The sequence below is a fragment of the Pseudobutyrivibrio xylanivorans genome (assembly GCF_010906925.1).
In the GTDB taxonomy this organism is placed as follows: domain Bacteria; phylum Bacillota; class Clostridia; order Lachnospirales; family Lachnospiraceae; genus Pseudobutyrivibrio.
The window spans coordinates 479,601-503,619 of record NZ_VTVE01000001.1; the positions used below are offsets into that span (position 1 = coordinate 479,601).

Below are 24,019 nucleotides of genomic sequence, written 5' to 3' on the forward strand. Positions count from 1 at the left end.
TAATGGCAAGGATCGTACCATTTAAAGCAATACGACCATCTAAGGAAGAGGCTGCTGTAATAGCAGCCCTTCCTTATGATGTTTATAGCAGAAAAGAAGCTTATGAGAAGGTAAAAGAACAGCCAAATTCATTTTTGGCAATTGATAGACCAGAGACACAGTTTGCAGAGGACGTAGACATGTACTCTGATGAGGTCTATGAAAAGGCAGCATCAATGCTTAAAGAGTGGACAGATGCTGGAAGATTTATTCAGGATGATAAGGCATATTATTATGTGTATGAGCTCACGATGGACGGTCGTTCCCAGACTGGTATTGTAGCTTGTGCATCTATTGATGACTATGCCAATTCAGTTATTAAAAAGCATGAGAATACTAGAGCTGAAAAGGAGCAGGATAGAATCCGCCATGTGGATACCTGCAGTGCTCAGACAGGTCCTATTTTTCTTGCATATAGAGCAGAGCCTACTATATCAGGAGTTGTTCAAAAGGCAAAAAGCAGAAAGCCTGTATATGATTTTACAGCTGAGGATGGAATTACCCATCGTTGCTGGATAATCAAGGACATGATGGATATGGCTCTTATTGCAATTGCATTTGAAAAGATGAGTTCTATCTACATTGCTGATGGACATCACAGAGCTGCCAGTGCAGTAAAGGTTGGATTTAAGCGCAGAGAAGAAAATCCTGGATACACAGGCAAGGAAGATTTTAATTATTTCCTTTCAGTTCTTTTCCCAGATGAGGAACTTAAAATATACGACTACAATCGAGTTGTAAAGGATTTAAATGGACTTGCTCCAGAAGAACTTTTAGAGGAGCTTGATAGCATTGTTGATATTGTAAAGACTGACAGTAAGCCTATTAGACCAGAGGCAAAAGGTCAGTGGAGTATGCTTTTAGATGGTACCTGGTATTTATGTCAGGTGAAGAAAGAACATCTTGTTACAGACCCTGTTGAGGGACTTGATGTTTCATTACTTCAAAATCTAGTGCTTCAGCCATTACTTGGAATTGAGGATCCAAAGACAGACAATCGCATAGATTTTGTCGGAGGTATTCGTGGATTAGAAGAACTAGAAAGAAGATGCGCAGAGGATTGTAAAATTGCTTTTGCAATGTATCCAACAAGCATCGCAGAATTATTTGATGTGGCAGATGCAGGACTTCTGATGCCACCAAAATCTACTTGGTTTGAGCCAAAGCTTAGAAGCGGTTTATTTATTCACAAGATTTAATAGGAGTAGGAAATGCCAGTATTTGATTTTGCTCAGGAAGAAAAAGATAACGCAAAGGCGGTAAAGACTTATGTGACATTTAAGTCAGATGAGCCTGATGCTACAGTTGAGCGTCCGATTTTAGTCCTTCAAAAAAAGGAGGAGATGGCTCATCATATTTGCGGAACATTTACCAATCCAATTACAAGGACTAGTTTTGAAATCAACACTGAAAATGGAGTGGTTTCTTCAGATATTTTAAGAGTGGATTTGCGCTTTGTAAGTCTTCTTGGATGGCTTGGAGAAAATCATATACCGGTTAGATTATCTGGCGCAATCACAGATGAGGGCTATGCTGTATACAAGATTAGAGAGACAGGCATAGGTAATGGCAAGCTTTCATCAGATGATGGCTTCCTTCAGTTTATGCTTGAGAGATTATTTGCCAGCAATGCTCCTTCAGAGGAAGAGACTGACGAGGACGAGGTTGAAGATGGCGATGATATGAAGCTTACAAGCATTCAGTCCATCACAGACTTTATTACTTGTGCCGGCAGAACATTCCCAGATAATATTAGACTTTGGGCTAGAAGAAACTTAGCAGTTGCTAAGTCCGCTGAAGTTACAATCGAAGAGCGCCGTCATGCACAGCGAGCACTTTCCATTATGACAAGCATTCAGTGGAAGAGTGATTATTTCGAGGCAATTGATCCAGTGGAGGCTAGACGTATTTTGGACGAGGAGCTTTATGGACTTGAGTCTGTGAAGCAGCGTATTATGGAGACTGTAATTCAGGTCAATCGTACTCACACACTTCCAAGCTACGGTTTACTTCTTTGCGGCCCTGCAGGTGTTGGTAAATCTCAAATCGCATATGCGGTAGCACGTATTTTAAAGCTTCCATGGACTACACTTGATATGAGTTCAATCAATGACCCTGAGCAGCTTACAGGAAGCTCAAGAATTTATTCTAATGCAAAGCCTGGTATTATCATGGAAGCATTTTCAAATGCTAGCACTAGTAATCTTGTGTTTATTATTAATGAGCTTGATAAGGCAAATTCTGGAAAGGGCAATGGCAATCCAGCAGACGTACTTTTGACATTGCTTGATAATTTAGGATTTACTGATAACTATATGGAATGCATGATTCCTACAATGGGCGTATACCCAATTGCCACAGCAAATGTAAAGGCAGATATTTCTGCACCACTTATGTCTAGATTTGCTGTAATTGATATTCCTGATTATACAATTGAGGAGAAAAAAGAAATCTTTAAGAGATTTTCACTTCCAAAGGTATTAAAGAGAATGGGAATGTCACCAGAGGAATGTCAGGTTACTGAGGACGGACTTGATGCAGTGATGGAAAAGTTCGTTATTTCTACTGGTATAAGAAATGTTGAACAGGCAGCTGAGCATCTTGCTGCTAATGCCCTCTATCAAATCGAGGTGGACAAGGTAAAAAATGTTGTATTTGATAGAGAAATGGTTAATAAAATTTCTTAATTTGGGTTTACAAAGAGTTGTTTTATGTGTTAAATTTTTTATGTAAATTCAAACAATTTAATTTAGCAAATATGAAAGGAGAGTAGCTATGGATAAATCGGACAGTCACGGGCGATTATTTAGCGACGAGGCATTAGATGCGCATAAGAATATAGCTGCTCTTTACAAATAATAGAGTAGTTTCATTTATATGGGCAGATTTTGTCATCGTCTAATGGTAATCCAAAAAGTCGGTGACTTTTTTTATGCATTAGTTCATGTGAAACTATGGAAAACAAAGAATTATTAGAGAACACAATTACTGGGGAGATTATTGACTTACTTCGCTCTAATATCAGTGCTGATGAGCTAATCGAAGCTCTGGACGATTATCATGAGAATGATATTGCCGAGGCATACGAGGCTCTAGATAAAGAGGACCGTCAGAGATTATTCGGTATCTTAGGTGCTGAGCGACTTTCAGAAATTTTCCCTTACATTGAGGATGTAGGTGAGATTCTTGCAGAAATCACACCAGAACAGGCTGCAGACGTCCTCGAAAACATGGATGCCGACGATGCGGTTGATGCTCTTGAAGATATCGAGGATGAGGAGCAGAGAGAACAGCTCATTTCCTTGATGGACAAAGAGGCATCGGCAGATGTCCGCTTGATTAATTCCTACGACGAGGATGAGATTGGTAGCATGATGACTACAAATTTCATCGTTGTTGGCAAGAATTTTTCAGTTAAGCAGGCTATGCGTTCTTTGATTTCTCAGTCAAAGGACAATGACAATATCAACACTATTTATGTTGAGGATGAGGATAAGAAATATTACGGAGCAATCGAGCTTAGAGATTTGATTTTAGCTCGTGATTATACTCCACTTGATGATATTATTTCCCATAGTTATCCAAGCGTTAAGGCAGATGCTTTGATTTCTGACACAATCGAAGATTTAAAGGATTACGCTGAGGATTCTATCCCAGTACTTAATCCTGCAGACGAGATTATCGGTGTTATCACATCTCAGGATATCATCGAGGCGGTAGATGATGAGATGGGTGAAGACTACGCTAAGTTGGCTGGTTTGACTGCTGAAGAGGATTTGAACGAGAGACTTGGTGAGAGTATTAAAAAGCGTATACCTTGGCTTTTACTGTTGCTTGGACTAGGACTTGTCACAAGCTCAGTTATCGGTATTTTTGACAGGGTAGTAGCATCAGTTGCTATTGTTGTAGTATTCCAGTCATTGATTCTTGATATGGCAGGAAATGTTGGAACACAGTCGCTGGCTGTTACTATTCGAGTTCTTATGGACGAGGAAATTTCAGGACTTGAGAAGGCTAAGTTTGTCCTAAAGGAGATGCGTGTAGGTGGAACTAATGGATTGATTCTCGGTACACTTGCACTTGTGTTTATTGCACTTTATCTTCACAGTTTGAAGGGACTGGCTTGGGCTGCAGCATTTAGAGTTTCTGGCATTGTTGGATTCTCTCTATTTGTAGCGATGATTGTATCTAGTTTTATCGGAACAATTATTCCAATTTTCTTCCATAAGATTAAGGTGGATCCAGCTGTTGCTTCAGGTCCACTTATCACAACTGTTAATGATTTAGTTGCTGTTGTAACATACTACGGTTTGGCTGGTTTGTTACTTGTAGGACATATCTAGTATATGCGGGGGAGTTCATTATGAAGGTGCTAAATTTTGGTTCTTTAAACATGGATTACAGCTATCAGGTAGACCATATTGTCAGAGAAGGAGAGACTATTTCTTCTAGGGATTTGAAAATCAATCTAGGAGGAAAGGGATTCAATCAATCTGTGGCATTGGCTAGAGCTGGAGTGCCAGTTTATCATGCAGGTCTTGTAGGCGAAGAGGGACTGGATTTTTATGATGCCTGTCAGGATTGTGGAATCAAAACAGACTACATGCGCACCGTTACTGGCAGATGTGGTCATACAATTATTCAGGTAGATAATGAAGGTCAAAACAGCATCGTTCTTTATGGCGGTGCCAACCAAAAGAACACCAAGGAATTCGTTGATGAAGTCCTTAGCAATTTTTCTACTGGGGATATTATTCTTCTGCAAAATGAAATTAATGAACTTCCATATATAATAGATCAGGCATTTGCCAAGGGCATGACTATTGTGCTTAATCCTTCTCCAATGGATGACAGGATAAATGAATGTGATTTGGGCAAGGTTTCCATTTTCGTATTAAATGAAAATGAGGGAACTCAGCTTACAGGCAAGACTACACCGGCCACAATTGTGGCGGCAATGGAAGCTAGCTTTTCAAATGCTAAGATTTTGCTTACTCTAGGAAAGGATGGAGCTATTTACCACCATGGTGATGAGGAGCTCTATCAGGGAGCATTTGAGGTGGACACAGTTGATACCACTGCTGCTGGCGATACATTTACAGGCTATTTTATTTCTGGACTAATTAAGAAAATGCCTACTAGAGTTAATCTGATTCTTGCTAGCAAAGCCGCTGCTCTTGCAGTTACAAAACCTGGTGCAGCACAGTCGATTCCATTTATGTCAGAGGTGGAAATCTTTTCAATTGAATAGTTAAAAAAGCATATAAAAGGCGCCACATGTTGATATTGAAACACATATCAATATGTGGTGCTTCTTTTCACAGATAAATCATAAAAAACAACAAAATCTTGTGGCGAAGAAGAGCAAAGTAGGGTAAAATTAAATTATCAGAAAAGTTATCTACAAACTGTAGCGCTGACTGATAATTTAATATGCAAGGAGCGTGACCCCTTATGAAGAAAAACTACGTACTCGACACTAACATTTTGATTCATTGCCCTTCGGCCTTGTTTGGTTTTGATGATAATAATGTCATCATTACCACCACTACTTTGCAGGAGCTTGACTCTATGAAGACGGCTTATGCTGAGGTGGGTTATGGCGCGCGAGAGTCAATCCGAAACATCGAATCTATAGAAGGGGATTACGCCAACGGTGTGACTATGCCAAATGGCGGCACCTTCAAAATTGCAAAGGAATCTGAATTTGAGAAGCTGGTTCCAGCTGAATTCACCTTAGAAAGACCTGACAACAGAATAATTAATGGTGTGCTTGCTATTGCAAAGCAAAGCGACCTTGAAACAATACTTGTAACTAATGATATTTCAATGAGAATCAATGCTACTATGTGTGGTTGCGTTGTACAAGGTTATCACAATGAAATGATTGTTGATAACGAGAACTACACAGGACGTAGGGATATTACGCCAGAGGATATCGAGAGTCCATTTAACAAGGGATTTATCGAGAATGAATTTGGTATTTGCAAGGACGGAAGCAATTCGGCTCTCTATACTTTCAAGGAAGATGGATGGCATCTATTAAAGGATAGAGATTACTACACACCATACTGTCAGCCTAGAAATGTGGGACAGAGATTTGCTTTATATGCACTGCTTGCCAGTCCAGATGAAATCCCTCTTGTTATTCTAAAAGGTAGTGCTGGTACTGCAAAGACATTCCTTTCACTGGCAGCTGGTCTTCAGGGATATTATCACAATGGTTACGACAGAATTATGATTACAAGAAGTAACACTCTTTCAGATAATGATTTGGGATTTTTACCTGGAGATTTGGAAGAAAAAATGACACCTCTTATTGCTCCATTCATGGATAACCTGCAGGTACTTTTGAAGGGACAGAACGAAGAGAAGGAGCAGATTAAGATTCAAATTGAGGATATGTTTGAGACAGGTATCCTGGAAATTTGTTCTCTTGCATATATGAGAGGTCGTTCTCTTGTTAATTCTTACATTGTTGTAGATGAAGCTCAAAACTGTACCATTGGACAGATACTTGAGATTATTACTAGAGCAGGAAAAGGCTCAAAAGTTGTGCTACTTGGAGATCCAGACCAGATTGATTCTCCAAAGCTGGACAGAAAAAATAATGGTTTATCCTTCGCAGCAGAGAGAATGAAAGGCTCTAAGTTATGTGCTCAGATTACCTTTGATGAGAGCGAAACAGTAAGAAGCGCTCTTGCAGCCGAAGGTGCTAAGAGATTAGTTATCAAATAACTTTGTGGTATTATAAATCCTCCTTTTGGGGACTCGGCTTGACTGAGTCCCCTTTACGTTTTATACTATGATGGTTGCGTTATAGTTTTTTTTAGTGGGTGTTATATGATAAAAGAAATTGAAGGGTATGTGTCAGATCTCCCAAAAGGCTGCATTACGGAGACTGATATTTATACGGACAAAGGAGCTTTGCTTTGTCCACGTATGACTATAATAGATGCGGCAATGCTTAAGAACCTTTCTAAATACAAGGGGAGGATTCACGCTGTTGTTTCTTATACTCCAGAGATGGTAGTGGTGGAGGATGAGACACCAATAGCTGATGAGGATAGATCTGTTATTTTTGAAGAATCATTCAAAAAATATGCAGAGGAGACATTGTCTTCTCTTTTTGCTGACGTTGACAATGTAGATTATTTGACTTCAGGTATGAATGAGGTTGGTCAGGAAATTTTCCAGATTATCGATAAATCAAAGGATCTATTTATTAATTTGGCTAATTTAAAAGTCAGCGATGAGTATACTTACAAACATTCTGTTGATGTAGGTACTATGGCAGCCATTCTTGCAAAGACCAGCGGTGAGTCAAAGCAATTTGTACATGATATTACAATATCTGGATTGCTTCATGATGTGGGCAAGGAAAAAATCCCTAGAGAAGTTCTTAATAAGCCATCTAAACTGACTACAGACGAGTTTGAGCTTATTAAGACTCATCCAGTTCATGGATATAGACTTCTTATGAATTCTAATGACGTTACAGAAGAGATGCGTCAGGGAATTTTAAATCATCATGAGAATCTTGATGGTACTGGATATCCACGAGGACTTGAAGCAGATCAAATTGGTAAGATGGGTCAGATTTTAGCTATTGTTGACGTGTATGATGCGTTGGTTACAAAGCGCACATACAAGGAGGCTAAGACACCTGGTCAGGCCATTGAAATTATGTTTACCATGAGCAACAAGTTCAATTTGAAATATTTCAAGCATTTCTTGTCTGTTATTAATGCTTTCCCAAATGGCTCAAAGGTAATGCTTAGCACAGGTGAGAAAGCTATAGTTATGAAACAAAATAAGTCTTATCCACTTCGACCAGTTATAAAGGTTATCAAGTCAGGCCAGGTTATTAATCTTGCTTCTGATCCTAGCTTTTTATCAACTGTAATAATGGATTCTGTATCATAGATTAATTAAAGCTAGCCGTAAAAGGCTAGCTTTTTTATGACTTTTTAAGAGGCACCTCGTAGATAAAAATAAAATTTTAACTGTATGACTTGAAATAGTACAGAAGATGTGTATACTTAGCTTATAGACAAACTGTGTTTATGGAGGATTGTGATATGAAAAGACGTATATCATTCATTCTTGTTGTAACAATGATGGCAATTGCCCTTTGGGCTTGTGATACTAAAGCTAAGAAAGAAGATACTAAAAAAGAAGAACAAAAGACTGAGACAGTAGTAGAGGAACAGAAGGAAGAAACTGTTTCTGCAGGTGAGCCTGAATATGCATATACAGCCGTTCAATATGATAATGACTATCAGTATTTTGATGGCAAAATTCAGTGTGTAGAGCTTACTGACGACGGGCATCCTGAACTTAAGGAGGCCGTTAATAATTATTTCTCGAAACAAATTCAGCAGTTTAACAAATCCTGCGAGTCTTATTTAGAGGATTCAAAAAAGGCTAATCAGAAGCTTTCAAAGGATGAGGAAGACAATGCTGGAGCTGAAAATGAAAATGTATACGATTATACTGCATACTATAGCTACGATATTTATTGCGAGGTTACTCGTTGCGACAATGAAATGTTAAGCATTAAATTAGATGAGTATAGCTTTACAGGTGGTGCTCATGGAACCACTATAGAATATGGTATAACATTTGATGCTAAGACAGGTGAGATTCTTGAAAACAGTTCATTTGATGGTTTTAAGGATATTGTTAAAGAGGAGATTTTGAATCGAATTGATAATTCAACCGAGGAGGCTACAAGCAGCTTGTTTGAAGATTACAAGGATACCATCAACCATCATTTTGAGGGCGGACTTTCTACACTTGGTGTTTATTTCAATGAACGTGGCATCGTTGTAGCGTTTGAGCAGGCTGAGATTGCTCCTTATGCAGCAGGAATTCCTACTTTTAATATTCCATATAGTAAATTAGTGGGTTTTGATGAAAAATATTTACCTGAAGGAGATTTCTATACAGCAGAGATTCCTTCAAATGGATTTGCAGAGATGGTTGACGTAAATGGTGATGGAGAAGAGACTCCTGTTTACCTTGAGACTATCCCAGACGAGGATTTAGGAGATTCCTACATTTTACATATTGGTGATGACACTATAGAAAATGGTGGGGATGACGCCTACTATATGTGCTCGCCAATGTTTGTACACAGTAGCACAGGAAATTATTTCATACTAGATTGCACTGGTATGAGTGATTGGCACACAACATATCTTTATAATGCAGATAAGAATTACACCCTTGTACAGTCGATTTCTGGAAATATTACAGAAATCAGTGATGGAAAATGCACCATTCAGGCTAAGGTAGATGCCTTTGGCTCATGGGGGGCTAAGAAGGAATACACCTATGATGGCAATGGATTTGTCACAACAGACAAGGTTGATAACTTAGATAATTTACCAAGTAAGGGTGATGATGCCATAGGTATTACACTTCTTAAAAAGCTTACATATACAGACAAGGATGGCAAACAGCAGACTTTATCAAAGGGTACAGTGATTTATCCTACTGTTTTAGATGGGGACAAGCTTGAATTTATGACAGAAGATGGAGCTGAAAGCGGATACTTCACCTTTGAATACAAGGATGGTGTTCGATATGTTGACGGTGTCAGCGAATATGATTTGTTCGCAGACATGCCATACGCAGGTTAAATTGAGTATAAAAGAGATGACAGGTAGAATGTCATCTCTTTTTTTGTTTTTCACCTATAGGATTTATTGGTAAAAGGCTATTAAAGAAATTGATTTTTTGGTATAATTCAGTATTGTTTAAGTTTATAAAAAGATTTTATGTTTATATAGATAGGAGATACAATGAGAATCGGTACAGGTTATGATGTACATAAGCTGGTGGAGGGCCGAGACCTTATTATAGGCGGTGTGAAAATCGACCACACCCTAGGACTTCTTGGCCATTCAGATGCTGATGTACTTTTGCATGCGATAGCAGATGCGGTCCTTGGAGCAGCAGGACTTAAGGATATAGGAGCTCATTTTCCAGATACTGACCCTAAGTACAAGGGAGCAGATTCCATGAAGCTTTTAGAACAGGTCAGAGAGCTGGTTATGGACCATGGATATGTTGTTGGCAATGTTGATGCTACAGTTATTGCTCAGAGACCAAAGCTTCGTCCTTTCATTGAGCAGATGGAAGAAAATGTTGCCAAGTGTCTTGGCATAGATGTAGAGCAGGTCAATATTAAGGCCACTACAGAGGAACACCTTGGATTTACGGGACGTGAGGAGGGCATTAGCGCTCAGGCAGTCTGTTTGCTTTATGAGTTCTATGACGGAAGCAATGTGGTGTTTGACAGTGGTCGAAATTGCGGAGGCTGTAGTGGCTGTCCGAGAAATCAGAGCTAACCGTGGTAAGAACGGATACAATTTTATAGGATATATTAAACAGACAAGAGCGAAAGCGTGTCTTGGTAGAATACGTGGCATAAATATCTGTAAGTAGAATTTTATAAAGCGTTTGTAGTAAACAAGCTCTTAGATTTCTCAAGGGAATCGTGTTAGATGAGCGGAGAAATACTAAGGCTTGTTTACGTAACAAATGCGGACTAGGAGAATAGATATGTTTAAATTTTATAATACTTTGAGCAGAAAAATTGAGGAGTTTCAGCCTAATGAGGAGGGCAAGGTTGCAATGTACACTTGCGGCCCTACAGTTTATCATTTTGCACATATTGGAAATATTCGTACATACATTATGCAGGATGCACTTATCAAGTCTTTAGAGTACGCAGGCTATAATGTTAAGCGCGTTATGAATATCACAGATGTAGGTCATCTTTCATCTGATGCAGATACAGGCGAGGACAAGATGGTTGCTGGCGCTAAGCGTGAGCACAAGACTGTTATGGAGATTGCTAAGTTCTATACAGATGCATTCTTCAAGGATTTTGATGCAGTAGGAAATAAGCGACCAGATGTGGTTGAGCCTGCTACAAATTGCATTCCTGAGTTTATTCACATGGTAGAGACTCTTATTGAAAAGGGTTACGCATATGTTGCTGGTGGCAATGTTTACTTTGACACAAGCAAGCTTTCGGATTATTATGTTTTCTCATCATCTGTTGAAAAAGAGGCACTTGAGATTGGCGTTCGTGATGATGTAGAAGAGGATACTAATAAAAAGAATAAAACAGACTTTGTTCTTTGGTTTACAAAGTCTAAATTCGAAGATCAGGCTCTTAAGTGGGATAGCCCATGGGGTGTAGGATATCCAGGATGGCACATTGAGTGCTCATGCATTTCTATGAAGCACCTTGGAGAATATATGGATATTCACTGTGGTGGTGTAGACAATATTTTCCCACACCACACAAATGAGGTGGCACAGTCTGAGGCGTATCTTGGACATAAGTGGTGCAATTACTGGTTCCACAGCAATCACCTTAACGATCAGTCTGGTAAGATGTCAAAGTCAAAGGGGGCAATCCTTACTGTTTCAGTTCTTCAGGAAAAGGGATATGATCCACTTGTATACAGATTCTTCTGCTTGCAGTCACACTATCGTAAGCCACTTGTATTCTCATGGGAGAATCTAGACAATACAGTTCAGGCTTATAACAAGCTTGTTAAGCGTGTCTCTGAGCTTAAGGCTGAGGGCACAGTTGATGAGGCAGTGAAAAAGGAATTTGAGGAGAAGTTCTGCGAGGCAGTTTCAAATGATTTGAATACTTCAATGGCTATCACAATTCTTTACGATGCTCTCAAGGCAGATACTAATGACGCTACAAAGCTTGCGCTTGTAGAGAGCTTTGATAGAGTGCTTTCACTTGATTTGATTGGTCATGCCAAGGCTCTTGGTGCAGCTACTGAGGTAGATGCTGAGCTTGAGGCATATATTAATGATGCAATCGCACGCCGTGCAGAGGCTAAGAAAGCTAAGGATTTTGCTACAGCAGATGCAATCCGAGATGAGCTTTTGGCAAAGGGTGTTGAGATTAAGGATACTCGTGAAGGAGTAGTATGGAAGCTAGTTTAAATGATTATTTAAATAGCAAATTTGATATTGAACCAAAGGATATCAGGACTTATTCCCCCCTGACTCTTGCATACATTGGTGATGCTATATTTGATGTGGTGGTTCGCTCGATTCTGGTTAACAAGGGAAACACTGCAGTCAATAAATTACATCAGCGAGCAAGCTCAGTGGTTAAGGCGCCGACACAGGCTAGGATGGCGGCAGCACTTATGGATGATTTCACCGAGGAAGAGGCAGACTGGTACAGACGTGGACGTAATTCCAAGCCTCACACCAAGGCTAAAAATGCCACCACTATGGACTATCTTGAGGCCACAGGCTTTGAGGCGGTGATGGGTTACCTGTACCTGACTGGAGATATGGACCGTATATGCGAATTGGTTCGCCGCGGCATCGAACTTACGGGGCTTGATATTTTGGAATAACGTGGTATGCGATGCGGATTGTGAATGTAACTCGCGTATATAGATTTTAGAAAGAGTGAGCGAGTAGGCATCAAGCTCTTAATTCTCTCAAGTGAATCGTGTTAGATGAACGGAGAGAATTTAAGGCTTGTAGCGGTAACTCGCGTAGGTATGTGTAAAGATGGAAGAAAGTAGAATTGTTGAGGGCCGTAATGCTGTCCTCGAAGCTTTTAGATCTGGTAAAACTATAGATAAGCTTTTTGTTTTAGAAGGCTGCAAGGATGGCCCTGTGCAGACTATTCTTAGAGAGGCAAAAAAGAGCAAAGATACAGTTATTAGTTTTGTAAAGAAGGAGCGCCTTGACCAGCTTTCTGAGACTGGCAAGCATCAGGGAGTTCTTGCTTATGCAGCAAGCTATGACTATGTTGAGCTTGATGAGATTATGGCTAGGGCTAAGGAAAAGGGAGAGGACCCATTTCTCATAATCCTTGATAATATAGAGGACCCTCATAATCTTGGTGCAATCATTCGTACTGCAAACCAGGCTGGTGCCCATGGAGTGGTTATTCCAAAGCATAGAGCAGTTGGACTTACAGCTACTGTGGCTAAGGCATCTGCGGGAGCAATTAATTACACTCCAGTTGCAAAGGTCACCAACATTTCAAAGACTATGGAAGAGCTTAAGGAGCAGGGCATGTGGTTTGTATGTGCTGATATGGGTGGCACTACTATGTATGACCTTAATCTTACTGGCTCAATTGGCCTTGTTATTGGCAATGAGGGACACGGAGTATCTGATTTGGTTAAGAAGAATTGTGATATGGTTGCCAGCATTCCTATGTATGGCGATATTGATTCTCTTAATGCATCAGTTGCTTGCGGCGTTCTTGCATATGAGGTTGTTAGACAAAGAATTAATAAGAGTAAATAGATTTCGGGAGTGAGCTATGAACCATAGATTGGAATATGAAAAGCTTACAGATGAACAATTAGTAAAAAAATATCAGGATGGCGATCAGGCCATCCTGAATTATATATGTGAAAAATATAAGCCACTGGTTCTTAAAAATTCCAAGAAATATTTCCTTGTGGGAGGCGAAAATGAAGACCTGATTCAGGAGGGGATGATTGGACTTTTTAGTGCTATTGGTGACTATGATACTGATTCTGAGGTTACATTTTTTCATTTTGCTTCCATGTGTATCGATAGACAGATGATTAAGGCGATTGAAGCCAGCAATCGAAAAAAACATTCTCCTTTGAATGCCTATGTTTCCCTTTATAATGAAGATGGGGGCGAGATGGAAGAATCGGGGTTTACAACTGATGATCCGGCAGAATTAATCATTGAGGCAGAGGAAAATACAACTTTGATTGATAGACTAAAAGCAAACCTTTCACCGATGGAGCAGCAGGTATTCGATTTGTATATGCAGGATTTTGATTACAAAGAGATAGCAGCAAAGCTCGAAAAGTCCGAGAAGTCTATTGATAATACCCTTACAAGAATAAAACAAAAAGCACGAAATTTATAAAGATAAAGCCTGAGCTCTATCCTTTAAAGGGGATAAAGTTCAGGCTTTCTGTTTTTGAATACTGCAAACTTGTTGAAACCGCATGCCCTTAATATAGAAGGAACCTTATCAAAGTCTGCTGCTACGTCCTCGGTGACGTGAGCATCTGCTCCGATTGTGATAAGCTTTCCCCCTAGGTCATGGTATCGTTTTATTATACTAGCTGCCGGATTAGGGTTGTTCATACCTTTTCTGAAAGCAGCTGTATTAACTTCTAGCGCCTTGTCGTTTTTGACTAGCTTTTCTAATATGGCATCTACAACCTCTTTATAAGGCTCGTAGGTGTTATTCTTAAAAATAGGATCAGGTGAATATCTAAAGGCGTAATCCAGATGTCCAATAGAATCAAAATTCATAAAACTGTTTATGTTATCAAGGATGCACTCATAGTAAGTTGTCATAAGTTTTTGAGGCTCAACCTCCTCCCATGTACCAGGAAAATATGGGTCCTTGCCATATATAAGGTGGGTGCTTCCTATAACAAAATCAAAAGGATAGGTTTCTACTATAGTATTGTTTTCTTTTGCGGCTATTTCTTGGATGCCTACTTCTATACCAGTGAGAACTGTAAAACTATCATTTGAAATCTCTAAAGCAGTAGCGTGTTGTTTGGTAAAGTAGTTTTCAACATCAAGCTCAAAATAACCATATTTCTTTGGGTAATATAAATCGAGATGATCTGTAAAAGTGATTCCTCGTAAGCCCTTTGCCTTGGCAGCCTTAATCATATCAAGTGGGTCTGTGTCACTGTCCCCTGAAAACCAACTGTGCATGTGGTTATCCCATAGCATTATAAGTCCCTCCTTTGTGAGATGAATTCAGTAATTATGACATATAGAAATGCCACACTTTTAAGTAAATTAATAATAAATGAAGTGATGGGTTCAATCAAGGCAGAAGATGAGGAATATTTATCACTATTTTATAAGAGTGGTGGTAAGATTAGAGCAGATTGAGAAAAATTTAACAATATTTGATTTTGGGGTTGAATTATAAAGTGCTTTTGTATAAAATAAAGTGCATACGGGGCTAATTTCATGGTTAGCCCAGAAAAATATTTTTTAAAAGAATCTTTAGGAGGATTTAAAAATGGCAGTAAGAGTAGCAATCAACGGTTTTGGCCGTATCGGACGTCTTGCATTCCGTCAGATGTTCGGCGCAGAAGGTTACGAAGTAGTAGCAATCAACGACTTAACTAGCCCAAAGATGTTAGCACATCTTTTAAAGTACGATTCATCACAGGGAAAGTACGAGCACGCTGATGAGGTTTCATCTACAGATGATTCAATCATCGTATGTGGCAAGGAGATTAAGATTTACGCATTCCCAGATGCAAACAATTGCCCATGGGGAGACCTTAAGGTAGACGTAGTTCTTGAGTGCTCAGGTTTCTACACATCAAAGGAAAAGGCACAGGCTCATATCAATGCTGGTGCTAGAAAGGTTGTTATCTCTGCTCCAGCAGGAAACGATCTTCCTACAATCGTTTACAATACAAACCACACAACACTTAAGGCTTCTGATAACATCATTTCAGCAGCTTCATGTACAACAAACTGCTTAGCACCTATGGCTGACGCACTTAACAAGTACGCTCCAATCCAGTCTGGTATCATGGTAACAATCCATGCTTACACAGGTGATCAGATGACACTTGATGGCCCACAGAGAAAGGGTGATCTTCGTCGTTCACGTGCAGCAGCAGTTAACATCGTTCCTAACTCAACAGGTGCAGCTAAGGCTATCGGTCTTGTTATCCCAGAGCTTAACGGAAAGCTTATCGGATCTGCTCAGCGTGTTCCTACACCAACAGGTTCTACAACAATCCTTACAGCAGTTGTTAACAAGAAGGACGTTACAGTTGAGGGTATCAACGCAGCTATGAAGGCAGCAGCTAACGAGTCATTCGGTTACAACGAGGATGAAATCGTTTCTTCAGATATCGTAGGTATGAGATTTGGTTCTCTCTTCGATGCTACACAGACAATGGTTTCTAAGGTTTCTGATGATCAGTACGAGGTACAGGTTGTTTCTTGGTATGATAACGAGAACAGCTACACATCACAGATGGTACGTACAATTAAGTACTTCTCAGAGTTAGCTTAAAAAATGTCTATTTACTCATATGCGTCGTTGCATTGCGCTCGCGGTACTTAGTACAGCTTCGCTTATGCGCCTAGCCTATGAGTAAATATCCGATTTTTTTGGATTTATTAGGGTCCGGTCCTTATGGACCGAACCCTTTTTTCTTATTTATGGGACTTTACCCGTATGGTTTAATCAAAAATTTTATACTTAGATGAGCTGGTAGGAAACAAGCTCTCTGATTTCCTAAGCTAGACGTGCTGTCTAGCGGGGAAATACTGAGGCTTGTGGCCGTGACCAGCGGACTAGGGTTATACAAGGAGGAATTTAAAATGGCATTAAACAAAAAGACAGTTGATGACATCAATGTAAAGGGCCGTCGCGTTCTTGTTCGTTGCGATTTCAACGTACCACTTAAGGGTGGCGAGATTACAGACGATACACGTATCAAGGCAGCTCTTCCTACAATCAACAAGCTTATCGCTGATGGTGGAAAGGTTATCCTTTGCTCACACCTTGGTAAGGTTAAGAATGGTCCTAACGAGGGCGAGTCACTTGCACCAGTTGCAAAGAGACTTTCAGAGAAGCTCGGTAAGGAAGTTAACTTCGTTTCAGATTACAACGTAACAGGCGAGGCTGCTACAGCAGCAGTTAACGCTATGAAAGAGGGAGATGTAGTTCTTCTTCAGAATACTCGTTTCCGTGGCGAGGAAGAGACAAAGAACGGCGAGGCTTTCTCTAAGGAGCTTGCTGATCTTGCAGATGATTATGTATGTGACGCTTTCGGTTCATCACACAGAGCACACGCTTCTGTAGCTGGTGTTACAAAGTTTATCACAGCTAAGGGTGGTTCTAACGTAGTTGGATACCTTATGCAGAAGGAAATTGACTTCCTTGGCAACGCTGTTGAGAATCCAGTTCGTCCATTCGTAGCTATCCTTGGTGGTGCTAAGGTAGCTGACAAGCTTAACGTTATCAACAACCTTCTTGAGAAGTGCGATACACTTATCATCGGTGGTGGTATGGCTTACACATTCCAGAAGGCACTTGGCCACGAGATTGGTAAGTCACTTTGTGATGATACAAAGCTTGATTACTGCAAGGAGATGCTTGAGAAGGCAGAGAAGATGGGTAAGGAAATCCTTCTTCCACTTGATTCAGTAACAATCGCTGAGTTCCCAGATCCAATCGATGCTCCAATCGAGACAGAGACATATGATACAGAGAACATGCCAGCAGATAGAGAGGGTTGCGATATCGGACCTAAGACTGTAGAGCTCTTCTCTAACAAGGTTAAGACAGCTAAGACTGTTCTTTGGAACGGACCAATGGGTCTTTTCGAGAACCCAGCACTTGCTGTAGGTACAAAGGCAGTTGCTCAGGCACTTGCTGATACAGATGCTACAACAATCATCGGTGGTGGTGATTCAGCAGCAGCTGTTAACCAGATGGGATTCGCTGACAAGATGAGCCACATCTCTACAGGTGGTGGAGCTTCTCTTGAGTTCCTTGAGGGTAAGGAGCTTCCTGGCGTTTACGCAGCAGACGACAAGTAAAATTTTCCATATTAGTTTGATTTCTGCGTTAGTAGATGCTTGCAGTAGGTTTACTACAGCTTCGCATCTACTGCCTTGAAATAAAGCAAATATGAAAAATTTGGCATATCTATTGCCTTGTACTTTTAGAAAAACACTAGAATTTTAAAATCGTAGAGGCAATATATTTTTATTATTAGAAAAATTATAAGTAGCCATAAATCAGAAATATAGCAAATACTCTCATTAGACCTTGATGAGCCATCCCTACTTAGATGGTGCGTAAGCAGCATCTTATGTAGGGTAACGAGCGAATAAGAGCGCAAGCGTGTCGTTGAGAGTGTTTGATATATTGATGATGCAATGGCGAGAGGAGAACTATTATGGCAAGAAGAAGAATTATTGCCGGCAACTGGAAGATGAACATGACACCTTCTGAGGCTGTAAAGCTTGTTGCTGAGCTTAAGGATTTAGTTGTAAATGATAATGTAGACGTAGTTTACTGCGTTCCTGCAATTGATATTGTTCCTGTAGTAGAGGCAGTTAAGGGTACAAACGTTAATGTTGGTGCTGAGAACTTCTACATCGAGGACAAGGGTGCTTTCACTGGCGAGATTTCAGCTCCTATGCTTGTTGATGCTGGTGTTAAGTATGTAATTATGGGTCACTCTGAGAGACGTGACATCTTTGGTGAGGATGATATCCTTATCAATGCAAAGGTTAAGAAGGCATTCGCTGCTGGTCTTACACCAATCCTTTGCTGTGGTGAGTCACTTGCACTTCGCAAGGCTGGCACATACAAGGAGTGGATTGAGCGTCAGATCACATGGGATCTTTCAGGCGTTACAGCTGATCAGGTAAAGAACCTTGTTATCGCTTATGAGCCAATCTGGGCTATCGGTACAGGTGAGACAGCTACAGCTGATCAGGCAGAGGAAGTTTGTGCATTCATCCGTGAGCTTATTGCTAAGCTTTATGATGGTGCTACAGCTGAGGCAGTTCGTATTCAGTACGGCGGTTCTATGAACGCTTCAAACGCTGCTGAGCTTCTTTCTAAGCCAAACATCGATGGTGGTCTTATCGGTGGCGCTTCTCTTAAGCCAGACTTTGGTAAGATCGTTAATGCTTAAAATTTATATGGGTTTTGTTAATGACTTTGTTAAAAATGTCAATTATAAGTAAGAAAAACTCCTAAAGTTTTACATGCGCACCAGTTCTCTGGTGCGCTATTTTTGTTTAAATATCCCCTTATTTATGATATAATTTGCGCTGATGGACGTTTTTTGTTCATTTATGACTGGAGGATTAATGAAAGAATATATTCGTTTATTAATGATATTTATATTGCCTATGGGTATACTTTTAGGTTGCGGTAAGGCAGACGTAGAAGAGACAGCAGAGCAGGTTCCCACAGAGCAGATTGCTATAGAGGGTACTGAGGTTGAGGATTATTCTGCATTGTCATACAGTGGACTTGAGGTACTTGCCTATGAGGGAGACTCGCAGGCGCAGATTATGCTAGGCCGTAAGCTAGAGTACGGAGATGAGGAGACTGCTCAGAATTTTACAGAGGCTTTGTCTTGGTATCAGATGGCATCGGATTCTGGAGATTATGATGGCACTTGCGCATTAGGTTATTTTTATTTGACAGGCACAGGCGTTGAGCAGAATTTAGACAAGGCTGAGGAGCTATTTAATACAGCCATTGATGGCGGAGTAGATAATGCCAAGGTAGGTCTTGCAAGAGTGATACTTACTAGGGGCGATTATCTTGTTAATTTAGACGCCCAAGATGATGAAGAGTTATCTACAGAAGATGGCGAGAAAGAGGAATCAAAAGACAAGACTTCTACAGAGGAGCAGTCTGAGGATTTAAAAAAGGCAGTGGAGCTTCTCACTGAGGCTGCAAAAGCAGAGGATTTAGATGGTCAGTACTATCTTGGATTCATTTACGAGCGCGGTGTGGGTGTTGCATTAGATTACAGCAAGGCATTTGATTATTATAGTAGAGTTACTCGTTCAGAGAGCATGGCTCTTCAGGATCAGGATTCTATTAATCATTCTAATATTGCACTTGGCCTTATGTACATTAAGGGCCATGGAGTGGAAGTTGACGAGGACACAGCATTAGAGCATTTTGAGACTGCATCAGAAAATGGTTCAGCAAAAGCTAGCTATTACATTGGTCAGATGTATGAGAGCGGTGTAGGCGTTGACAGAGATTACGAGAAAGCTATGGAGTATTATCTCCTTGCTGCCGATAAGGATTACGCGCCAGCGCTTAATCAGATCGGATATTTATATTACAATGGATATGGTGTTGATGTTGATTTTGCATCAGCAGTATATTACCAAAAGCTTGCGGCATTACAGGGGTATGCCATTGCGCAAGTTAATTTAGGTTTTCTTTATGAAAACGGTTACGGGGTTGAGAGGAATTTGGAAACAGCTTTATCGTATTATGAGATGGCTGCCGATTCTGGTTATGAAGGGGCTACGGAGGCTGTTGTCCGAGTAAAGGCACAGATTAATGAAGAATTGTAACTTTAGGGCAGTTGCGATTATTGTTGCTTTCTCACTATTAACAGGATGCGGTGCACACGCAGGGGTAGAAGACAACAATTTAGGGGAAATTGAACCTGAGCTTATTGAGATTGAGGATTTATCAGATGCTTGGGACACTATTTTGAATAGCGCTACAAAGGAATTCATCGGGGGACATCCCATTGATGAATCTTTTCTGATGATGATTACCTCAGAATATGGCGAGGAGACTATTAAAGAAATCGCTAGTTACTCTAATTTTACCACGCCAGAAATATGGTATAAGCTCACAGGTAAAAGCGTACATGTACTTTGGTACGAGTATTGCCAACAGACAGGCCTTGAGGCCTATGACAATAGAAAGACATATGTGCTTCCTAATGAAGACGGTGGTGATATAGTAATTGATTTCACCGGCGATGTGTCTTTGGCAGATGGTATAGCTACCACCAGTTATATGGATCAGCAAGAAGAGGGAATCTTGGATTGTTTCTCAGAGGATTTATTATTTGAGATGCAGTCAGCCGATATCTTGATGATTAATAATGAGTTTGCTTATACCTCAAGAGGCCAGGCACTTCAAGGAAAGGCATATACCTTTAGAGCCAATCCAAGCAGAGTTGGACTTTTAAAGGAACTTGGAGTAGATTGTGTATCCGTCGCTAATAATCATGTATACGATTATGATACGACAGGATTTCTAGATACATTGGACACCCTTAGTAATGCGTCAATGCCTTACGTAGGGGCAGGGGCCGATTTAAAAGAAGCGGCCGAGCCACTTTACTTTATAGTGGGTGGTAGGAAGATAGCTATTGTTGCAGCTACTCAAATAGAGCGCACACTTAGCTACACAAAAGAGGCTACACCGGATTCACCAGGTGTTTTAAAATGCCTACATCCGGAGTTGTTTTGCCAGATTATCAAGAAGGCACAGACAAATGCGGACTATGTTATAGTTGTACCTCACTGGGGGACAGAGGGTAATGCCTACTATGGCAATGACCAGGCATCGCTTGCCCGTTCCTTTGTGGAAGCGGGGGCTGATGCGATAGTTGGAGGCCACACCCATTGTCTGCAGACAGTAGAGTATATGGATGATGTTCCGATTTTCTACAGCCTTGGCAATTTTTGGTTTTCAACTACTGCCAACATGCCATCTGATTACAGTACAGGTATGGCGCAGATTAGAATCACACCGGATGGTGAGATAGAGACATATTTTATACCATGTCATTTTAGCAATGGAGTTACCACTATGCTTTCCTCAGAAGATGAAAAATATAGTGATATAATAAACAGCCTTAATGGCTTATCTAGTTCTGCTGTTATTGATGAGCAGGGACATATTAAGGAGGATTTTTAATGAGTAAAAAACCAGTAGTACTTATGGTTCTCGATGGATATGGTCTCAATGACAATCCAAAGGGAAATGCAATTGCAATGGCAAAGACACCTGTTATGGACAAGCTTATGGCTGAGTGTCCATTCGTTCAAGGACAGGCATCAGGAATGTTTGTTGGTCTTCCAGACGGACAGATGGGAAATTCAGAGGTTGGTCACATGAATATCGGCGCCGGCCGCATTATTTATCAGGATTTAACTAGAATTACTAAGGCTATCAATGATGGCGAATTCTTCAATAATAAAGTTCTTTTAGAGGCAATTGATAATTGCAAGAAGACAGGCGGAGATATGCATCTTTGGGGTCTTCTTTCTGACGGTGGCGTACACAGCCACATCGAGCACCTTTATGGAATGCTTGAGATGTGCAAGAAGAACGGTCTTACAAATGTTTATGTACATGCATTCCTTGATGGTAGAGATACACCACCAGCTTCTGGTAAGGATTTCCTTGAGACTCTCCAGAAGAAAATCGATGAAATCGGTGTTGGAGCAATTGCTTCTATCTCTGGTCGTTACTATGCAATGGATAGAGATAACAACTGGGATCGTGTAGAGAAGGCTTACAACTCTTTAGTTAAGGGTGAAGGCGTTCTTGCTACATCTGTTTCAGATGCTATGCAGGCTTCTTATGATGAGGGAGTTACTGATGAGTTCGTTCTTCCTACAGTTATTACAGATGCTGATGGCAAGCCACTTTCAGTTGTTAAGAATGGAGATTCAGTTGTATTCTTCAACTTCCGTCCAGATAGAGCTCGTGAGATTACTAGAGCATTCTGCGATGACAAGTTCACAGGATTCGATAGAGAATTCCTTACATTATATTATGCTTGCTTCAAGGATTATGATGAGACAATCCCTAACAAGCACATTGCTTTCGAGAAGGAGAGCATTACAAATACTTTCGGCGAGTTCCTTGCTAACAATGGCTTAAAGCAGCTTAGACTTGCTGAGACAGAAAAATACGCACACGTTACATTCTTCTTCAACGGTGGTGTTGAAGAGCCAAATAAGGACGAGGAGAGAATCCTTGTTAACTCACCAAAGGATGTAGCTACATATGACCTTAAGCCTGAGATGTCAGCACCAGAGGTTGGAGCAAAGCTTGTAGACGCTATCAAGTCTAACAAATACGATGTTATCGTTATCAACTTTGCTAACCCAGATATGGTTGGTCATACTGGCGTTATAGAGGCAGCTGTTGCAGCTGTAGAGCGTGTAGACTCACTTGTAGGAGAGGCAGTCGAGGCAGTTAAGGAGATGGATGGAGCATTATTCATTTGCGCTGACCACGGAAATGCTGAGAAGATGATTGATTATGAGACAGGAGAGCCACACACAGCTCACACAACAAATCCTGTTCCATTTATCTTAGTTAACTATGATAGTGACTATACACTTCGCGAGGGTGGAGCTCTTTGTGATATTGCTCCTACACTTATTGAGATCATGGGCCTTGAGCAGCCTAAGGAGATGACTGGTAAGTCACTACTCATCAAGAAATAGTTAATGACAGCATTGCTGTTAAATAAAATTAAATAGATAAGAGAGAGGATTTGATTATGAAACCAATTAAAGAAGGAAAAGTAAGAGAAGTATACGATAATGGTGATAGCATTATCATGGTAGCCACAGATCGTATTTCTGCATTCGATGTTATTTTAAAGAACAAAATCGTTAATAAGGGTGCAGTTCTTACACAGATGTCAAAGTTTTGGTTTGACCTTACAAAAGACATTGTTCCAAATCACATGCTTTCAACTGATGTTAACGACATGCCTGAGTTCTTCAGAAATGATGAATACAAGGGTAAGTCAATGATGTGCAAGAAGCTTACAATGCTTCCAATCGAGTGCATCGTTCGTGGTTACATCACAGGTTCAGGTTGGGCAAGCTACAAAGAGAACGGTACAGTTTGTGGCATCTCACTTCCAGCTGGACTTAAGGAGTCTGATAAGCTCCCAGAACCTATCTACACTCCATCAACCAAGGCAGAAATTGGTGATCATGATGAAAATATCTCTTTCGAACGTTCCATTGAGGTTCTTGAAAAGGAATTCCCAGGTCACGGTTTAGAGTATGCTGAGGCACTTCGCGACAAGACAATTGCTCTTTACAAGAAGTGCGCAGACTATGCTCTTACTAAGGGAATTATCATTGCTGATACAAAGTTTGAGTTTGGTCTCGATGAGGAGGGCAATGTTGTTCTCGCAGATGAGATGCTTACTCCAGATAGCTCACGTTTCTGGCCACTTGAGGGATATGAGGCTGGACATGGTCAGCCATCCTTTGATAAGCAGTTTGTACGTGATTGGTTAAAGGCAAATCCAGATTCTGATTACCTCCTTCCACAGGATGTAATTGATAAGACTATCGCTAAGTATTTAGAGGCTTACAAGCTTCTTACTGGCAAGGAGCTTGCGATTTAAGAATCCAGTGATTTTAT

21 protein-coding genes are annotated in these 24,019 nt (G+C 40.5%); 20 read left to right on the forward strand and 1 reads right to left on the reverse strand.

Features of this window, described 5'->3' with window-relative positions; all coding sequences use genetic code 11:
* Positions 1-2 precede the first annotated feature (2 nt).
* From F0Q01_RS02290 to F0Q01_RS02345, 12 genes are all read left to right on the forward strand, one after another.
* The gene (locus tag F0Q01_RS02290; RefSeq protein ID WP_090485793.1) at positions 3-1,238 is read left to right on the forward strand and encodes a DUF1015 domain-containing protein; all 1,236 of its coding nucleotides are present in this window, start codon (positions 3-5) and stop codon (positions 1,236-1,238) included.
* Positions 1,239-1,250: 12 nt separating this feature from the next.
* Positions 1,251-2,726, forward strand: a complete 1,476-nt coding sequence (locus tag F0Q01_RS02295) for an AAA family ATPase (protein WP_090485796.1) — start codon at positions 1,251-1,253, stop codon at positions 2,724-2,726.
* A gap of 267 nt (positions 2,727-2,993) precedes the next feature.
* A complete protein-coding gene (gene mgtE, locus F0Q01_RS02300; RefSeq protein WP_090485800.1) occupies positions 2,994-4,382 on the forward strand; it encodes a magnesium transporter in 1,389 nt (462 codons plus the stop codon).
* Positions 4,383-4,402: 20 nt separating this feature from the next.
* On the forward strand, positions 4,403-5,290 hold the full coding sequence (locus tag F0Q01_RS02305) for a ribokinase (protein ID WP_090154632.1): 888 nt from the start codon (positions 4,403-4,405) through the stop codon (positions 5,288-5,290).
* A gap of 203 nt (positions 5,291-5,493) precedes the next feature.
* Positions 5,494-6,777, forward strand: a complete 1,284-nt coding sequence (locus F0Q01_RS02310; protein ID WP_090154630.1) for a PhoH family protein — start codon at positions 5,494-5,496, stop codon at positions 6,775-6,777.
* Between the two features lie 105 nt (positions 6,778-6,882).
* A complete protein-coding gene (locus F0Q01_RS02315) occupies positions 6,883-7,965 on the forward strand; it encodes an HD-GYP domain-containing protein (protein ID WP_090485803.1) in 1,083 nt (360 codons plus the stop codon).
* A 155-nt stretch (positions 7,966-8,120) separates the two neighbouring features.
* On the forward strand, positions 8,121-9,686 hold the full coding sequence (locus F0Q01_RS02320) for a DUF3298 and DUF4163 domain-containing protein (protein WP_163927114.1): 1,566 nt from the start codon (positions 8,121-8,123) through the stop codon (positions 9,684-9,686).
* 162 nt (positions 9,687-9,848) lie between these two features.
* Complete coding sequence (gene ispF, locus F0Q01_RS02325) at positions 9,849-10,397, forward strand: 2-C-methyl-D-erythritol 2,4-cyclodiphosphate synthase (RefSeq protein ID WP_090485809.1); 549 nt, start codon at positions 9,849-9,851, stop codon at positions 10,395-10,397.
* 214 nt (positions 10,398-10,611) lie between these two features.
* Complete coding sequence (gene cysS / locus F0Q01_RS02330; RefSeq protein ID WP_242941820.1) at positions 10,612-12,027, forward strand: cysteine--tRNA ligase; 1,416 nt, start codon at positions 10,612-10,614, stop codon at positions 12,025-12,027.
* The gene (locus tag F0Q01_RS02335; protein WP_090485815.1) at positions 12,012-12,452 is read left to right on the forward strand and encodes a Mini-ribonuclease 3; all 441 of its coding nucleotides are present in this window, start codon (positions 12,012-12,014) and stop codon (positions 12,450-12,452) included. The genes cysS and F0Q01_RS02335 overlap by 16 nt, the downstream gene beginning before the upstream one ends.
* 160 nt (positions 12,453-12,612) lie before the next feature.
* Entirely contained in the window at positions 12,613-13,362 is a 750-nt protein-coding gene (rlmB, locus tag F0Q01_RS02340; protein WP_090154619.1) for a 23S rRNA (guanosine(2251)-2'-O)-methyltransferase RlmB, read from the forward strand.
* Positions 13,363-13,378: 16 nt separating this feature from the next.
* The gene (locus tag F0Q01_RS02345; protein WP_090485819.1) at positions 13,379-13,966 is read left to right on the forward strand and encodes a sigma-70 family RNA polymerase sigma factor; all 588 of its coding nucleotides are present in this window, start codon (positions 13,379-13,381) and stop codon (positions 13,964-13,966) included.
* Positions 13,967-13,989: 23 nt separating this feature from the next.
* Here F0Q01_RS02345 and F0Q01_RS02350 read toward each other — a convergent pair whose 3' ends face one another.
* Positions 13,990-14,796 (reverse strand): histidinol-phosphatase HisJ family protein, encoded by an 807-nt coding sequence (locus F0Q01_RS02350; protein ID WP_090485823.1) that lies wholly within the window; start codon positions 14,794-14,796, stop codon positions 13,990-13,992.
* A 21-nt stretch (positions 14,797-14,817) separates the two neighbouring features.
* Here F0Q01_RS02350 and F0Q01_RS02355 point away from each other — a divergent pair, with 21 nt between their 5' ends.
* The 8 genes from F0Q01_RS02355 (at position 14,818) to F0Q01_RS02390 (ending at position 24,002) form a co-directional block, all read left to right on the forward strand.
* Positions 14,818-14,961 (forward strand): hypothetical protein, encoded by a 144-nt coding sequence (locus tag F0Q01_RS02355; protein WP_163927116.1) that lies wholly within the window; start codon positions 14,818-14,820, stop codon positions 14,959-14,961.
* A 133-nt stretch (positions 14,962-15,094) separates the two neighbouring features.
* Positions 15,095-16,111: a type I glyceraldehyde-3-phosphate dehydrogenase gene (gap, locus tag F0Q01_RS02360; protein ID WP_090154613.1), complete on the forward strand. Its 1,017-nt coding sequence runs from the start codon at positions 15,095-15,097 to the stop codon at positions 16,109-16,111.
* Positions 16,112-16,422: 311 nt separating this feature from the next.
* The gene (locus F0Q01_RS02365; protein ID WP_090154611.1) at positions 16,423-17,646 is read left to right on the forward strand and encodes a phosphoglycerate kinase; all 1,224 of its coding nucleotides are present in this window, start codon (positions 16,423-16,425) and stop codon (positions 17,644-17,646) included.
* Positions 17,647-18,008: 362 nt separating this feature from the next.
* Positions 18,009-18,755 (forward strand): triose-phosphate isomerase, encoded by a 747-nt coding sequence (gene tpiA, locus F0Q01_RS02370; RefSeq protein ID WP_090154609.1) that lies wholly within the window; start codon positions 18,009-18,011, stop codon positions 18,753-18,755.
* Positions 18,756-18,933: 178 nt separating this feature from the next.
* Positions 18,934-20,169, forward strand: coding sequence for an SEL1-like repeat protein (locus F0Q01_RS02375; protein WP_163927118.1), 1,236 nt, complete (start codon positions 18,934-18,936; stop codon positions 20,167-20,169).
* The gene (locus F0Q01_RS02380; protein WP_090485830.1) at positions 20,156-21,535 is read left to right on the forward strand and encodes a CapA family protein; all 1,380 of its coding nucleotides are present in this window, start codon (positions 20,156-20,158) and stop codon (positions 21,533-21,535) included. The genes F0Q01_RS02375 and F0Q01_RS02380 overlap by 14 nt, the downstream gene beginning before the upstream one ends.
* Entirely contained in the window at positions 21,535-23,079 is a 1,545-nt protein-coding gene (gene gpmI / locus F0Q01_RS02385; protein ID WP_090485832.1) for a 2,3-bisphosphoglycerate-independent phosphoglycerate mutase, read from the forward strand. The genes F0Q01_RS02380 and gpmI overlap by 1 nt, the downstream gene beginning before the upstream one ends.
* 56 nt (positions 23,080-23,135) lie before the next feature.
* Positions 23,136-24,002 carry a phosphoribosylaminoimidazolesuccinocarboxamide synthase gene (locus F0Q01_RS02390; RefSeq protein WP_090154600.1) on the forward strand — a complete coding sequence of 289 codons (867 nt, stop codon included), beginning with the start codon at positions 23,136-23,138 and terminating at the stop codon, positions 24,000-24,002.
* Positions 24,003-24,019: the final 17 nt, after the last annotated feature.

Bases quoted from the DNA above. Each gene is read 5' to 3' on its own strand.
- gap (WP_090154613.1), top strand. From the start codon at position 15,095: ATGGCAGTAAGAGTAGCAATCAACGGTTTTGGCCGTATCGGACGTCTT.
- F0Q01_RS02365 (WP_090154611.1), top strand. From the start codon at position 16,423: ATGGCATTAAACAAAAAGACAGTTGATGACATCAATGTAAAGGGCCGT.
- gpmI (WP_090485832.1), top strand. From the start codon at position 21,535: ATGAGTAAAAAACCAGTAGTACTTATGGTTCTCGATGGATATGGTCTC.
- F0Q01_RS02290 (WP_090485793.1), top strand. From the start codon at position 3: ATGGCAAGGATCGTACCATTTAAAGCAATACGACCATCTAAGGAAGAG.
- F0Q01_RS02350 (WP_090485823.1), bottom strand. From the start codon at position 14,796: ATGCTATGGGATAACCACATGCACAGTTGGTTTTCAGGGGACAGTGAC.
- F0Q01_RS02390 (WP_090154600.1), top strand. From the start codon at position 23,136: ATGAAACCAATTAAAGAAGGAAAAGTAAGAGAAGTATACGATAATGGT.
- F0Q01_RS02295 (WP_090485796.1), top strand. From the start codon at position 1,251: ATGCCAGTATTTGATTTTGCTCAGGAAGAAAAAGATAACGCAAAGGCG.
- F0Q01_RS02315 (WP_090485803.1), top strand. From the start codon at position 6,883: ATGATAAAAGAAATTGAAGGGTATGTGTCAGATCTCCCAAAAGGCTGC.
- F0Q01_RS02305 (WP_090154632.1), top strand. From the start codon at position 4,403: ATGAAGGTGCTAAATTTTGGTTCTTTAAACATGGATTACAGCTATCAG.
- cysS (WP_242941820.1), top strand. From the start codon at position 10,612: ATGTTTAAATTTTATAATACTTTGAGCAGAAAAATTGAGGAGTTTCAG.
- F0Q01_RS02380 (WP_090485830.1), top strand. From the start codon at position 20,156: ATGAAGAATTGTAACTTTAGGGCAGTTGCGATTATTGTTGCTTTCTCA.
- F0Q01_RS02310 (WP_090154630.1), top strand. From the start codon at position 5,494: ATGAAGAAAAACTACGTACTCGACACTAACATTTTGATTCATTGCCCT.
- tpiA (WP_090154609.1), top strand. From the start codon at position 18,009: ATGGCAAGAAGAAGAATTATTGCCGGCAACTGGAAGATGAACATGACA.
- F0Q01_RS02345 (WP_090485819.1), top strand. From the start codon at position 13,379: ATGAACCATAGATTGGAATATGAAAAGCTTACAGATGAACAATTAGTA.
- F0Q01_RS02375 (WP_163927118.1), top strand. From the start codon at position 18,934: ATGAAAGAATATATTCGTTTATTAATGATATTTATATTGCCTATGGGT.
- rlmB (WP_090154619.1), top strand. From the start codon at position 12,613: ATGGAAGAAAGTAGAATTGTTGAGGGCCGTAATGCTGTCCTCGAAGCT.
- ispF (WP_090485809.1), top strand. From the start codon at position 9,849: ATGAGAATCGGTACAGGTTATGATGTACATAAGCTGGTGGAGGGCCGA.
- F0Q01_RS02335 (WP_090485815.1), top strand. From the start codon at position 12,012: ATGGAAGCTAGTTTAAATGATTATTTAAATAGCAAATTTGATATTGAA.
- F0Q01_RS02320 (WP_163927114.1), top strand. From the start codon at position 8,121: ATGAAAAGACGTATATCATTCATTCTTGTTGTAACAATGATGGCAATT.
- F0Q01_RS02355 (WP_163927116.1), top strand. From the start codon at position 14,818: ATGAATTCAGTAATTATGACATATAGAAATGCCACACTTTTAAGTAAA.
- mgtE (WP_090485800.1), top strand. From the start codon at position 2,994: ATGGAAAACAAAGAATTATTAGAGAACACAATTACTGGGGAGATTATT.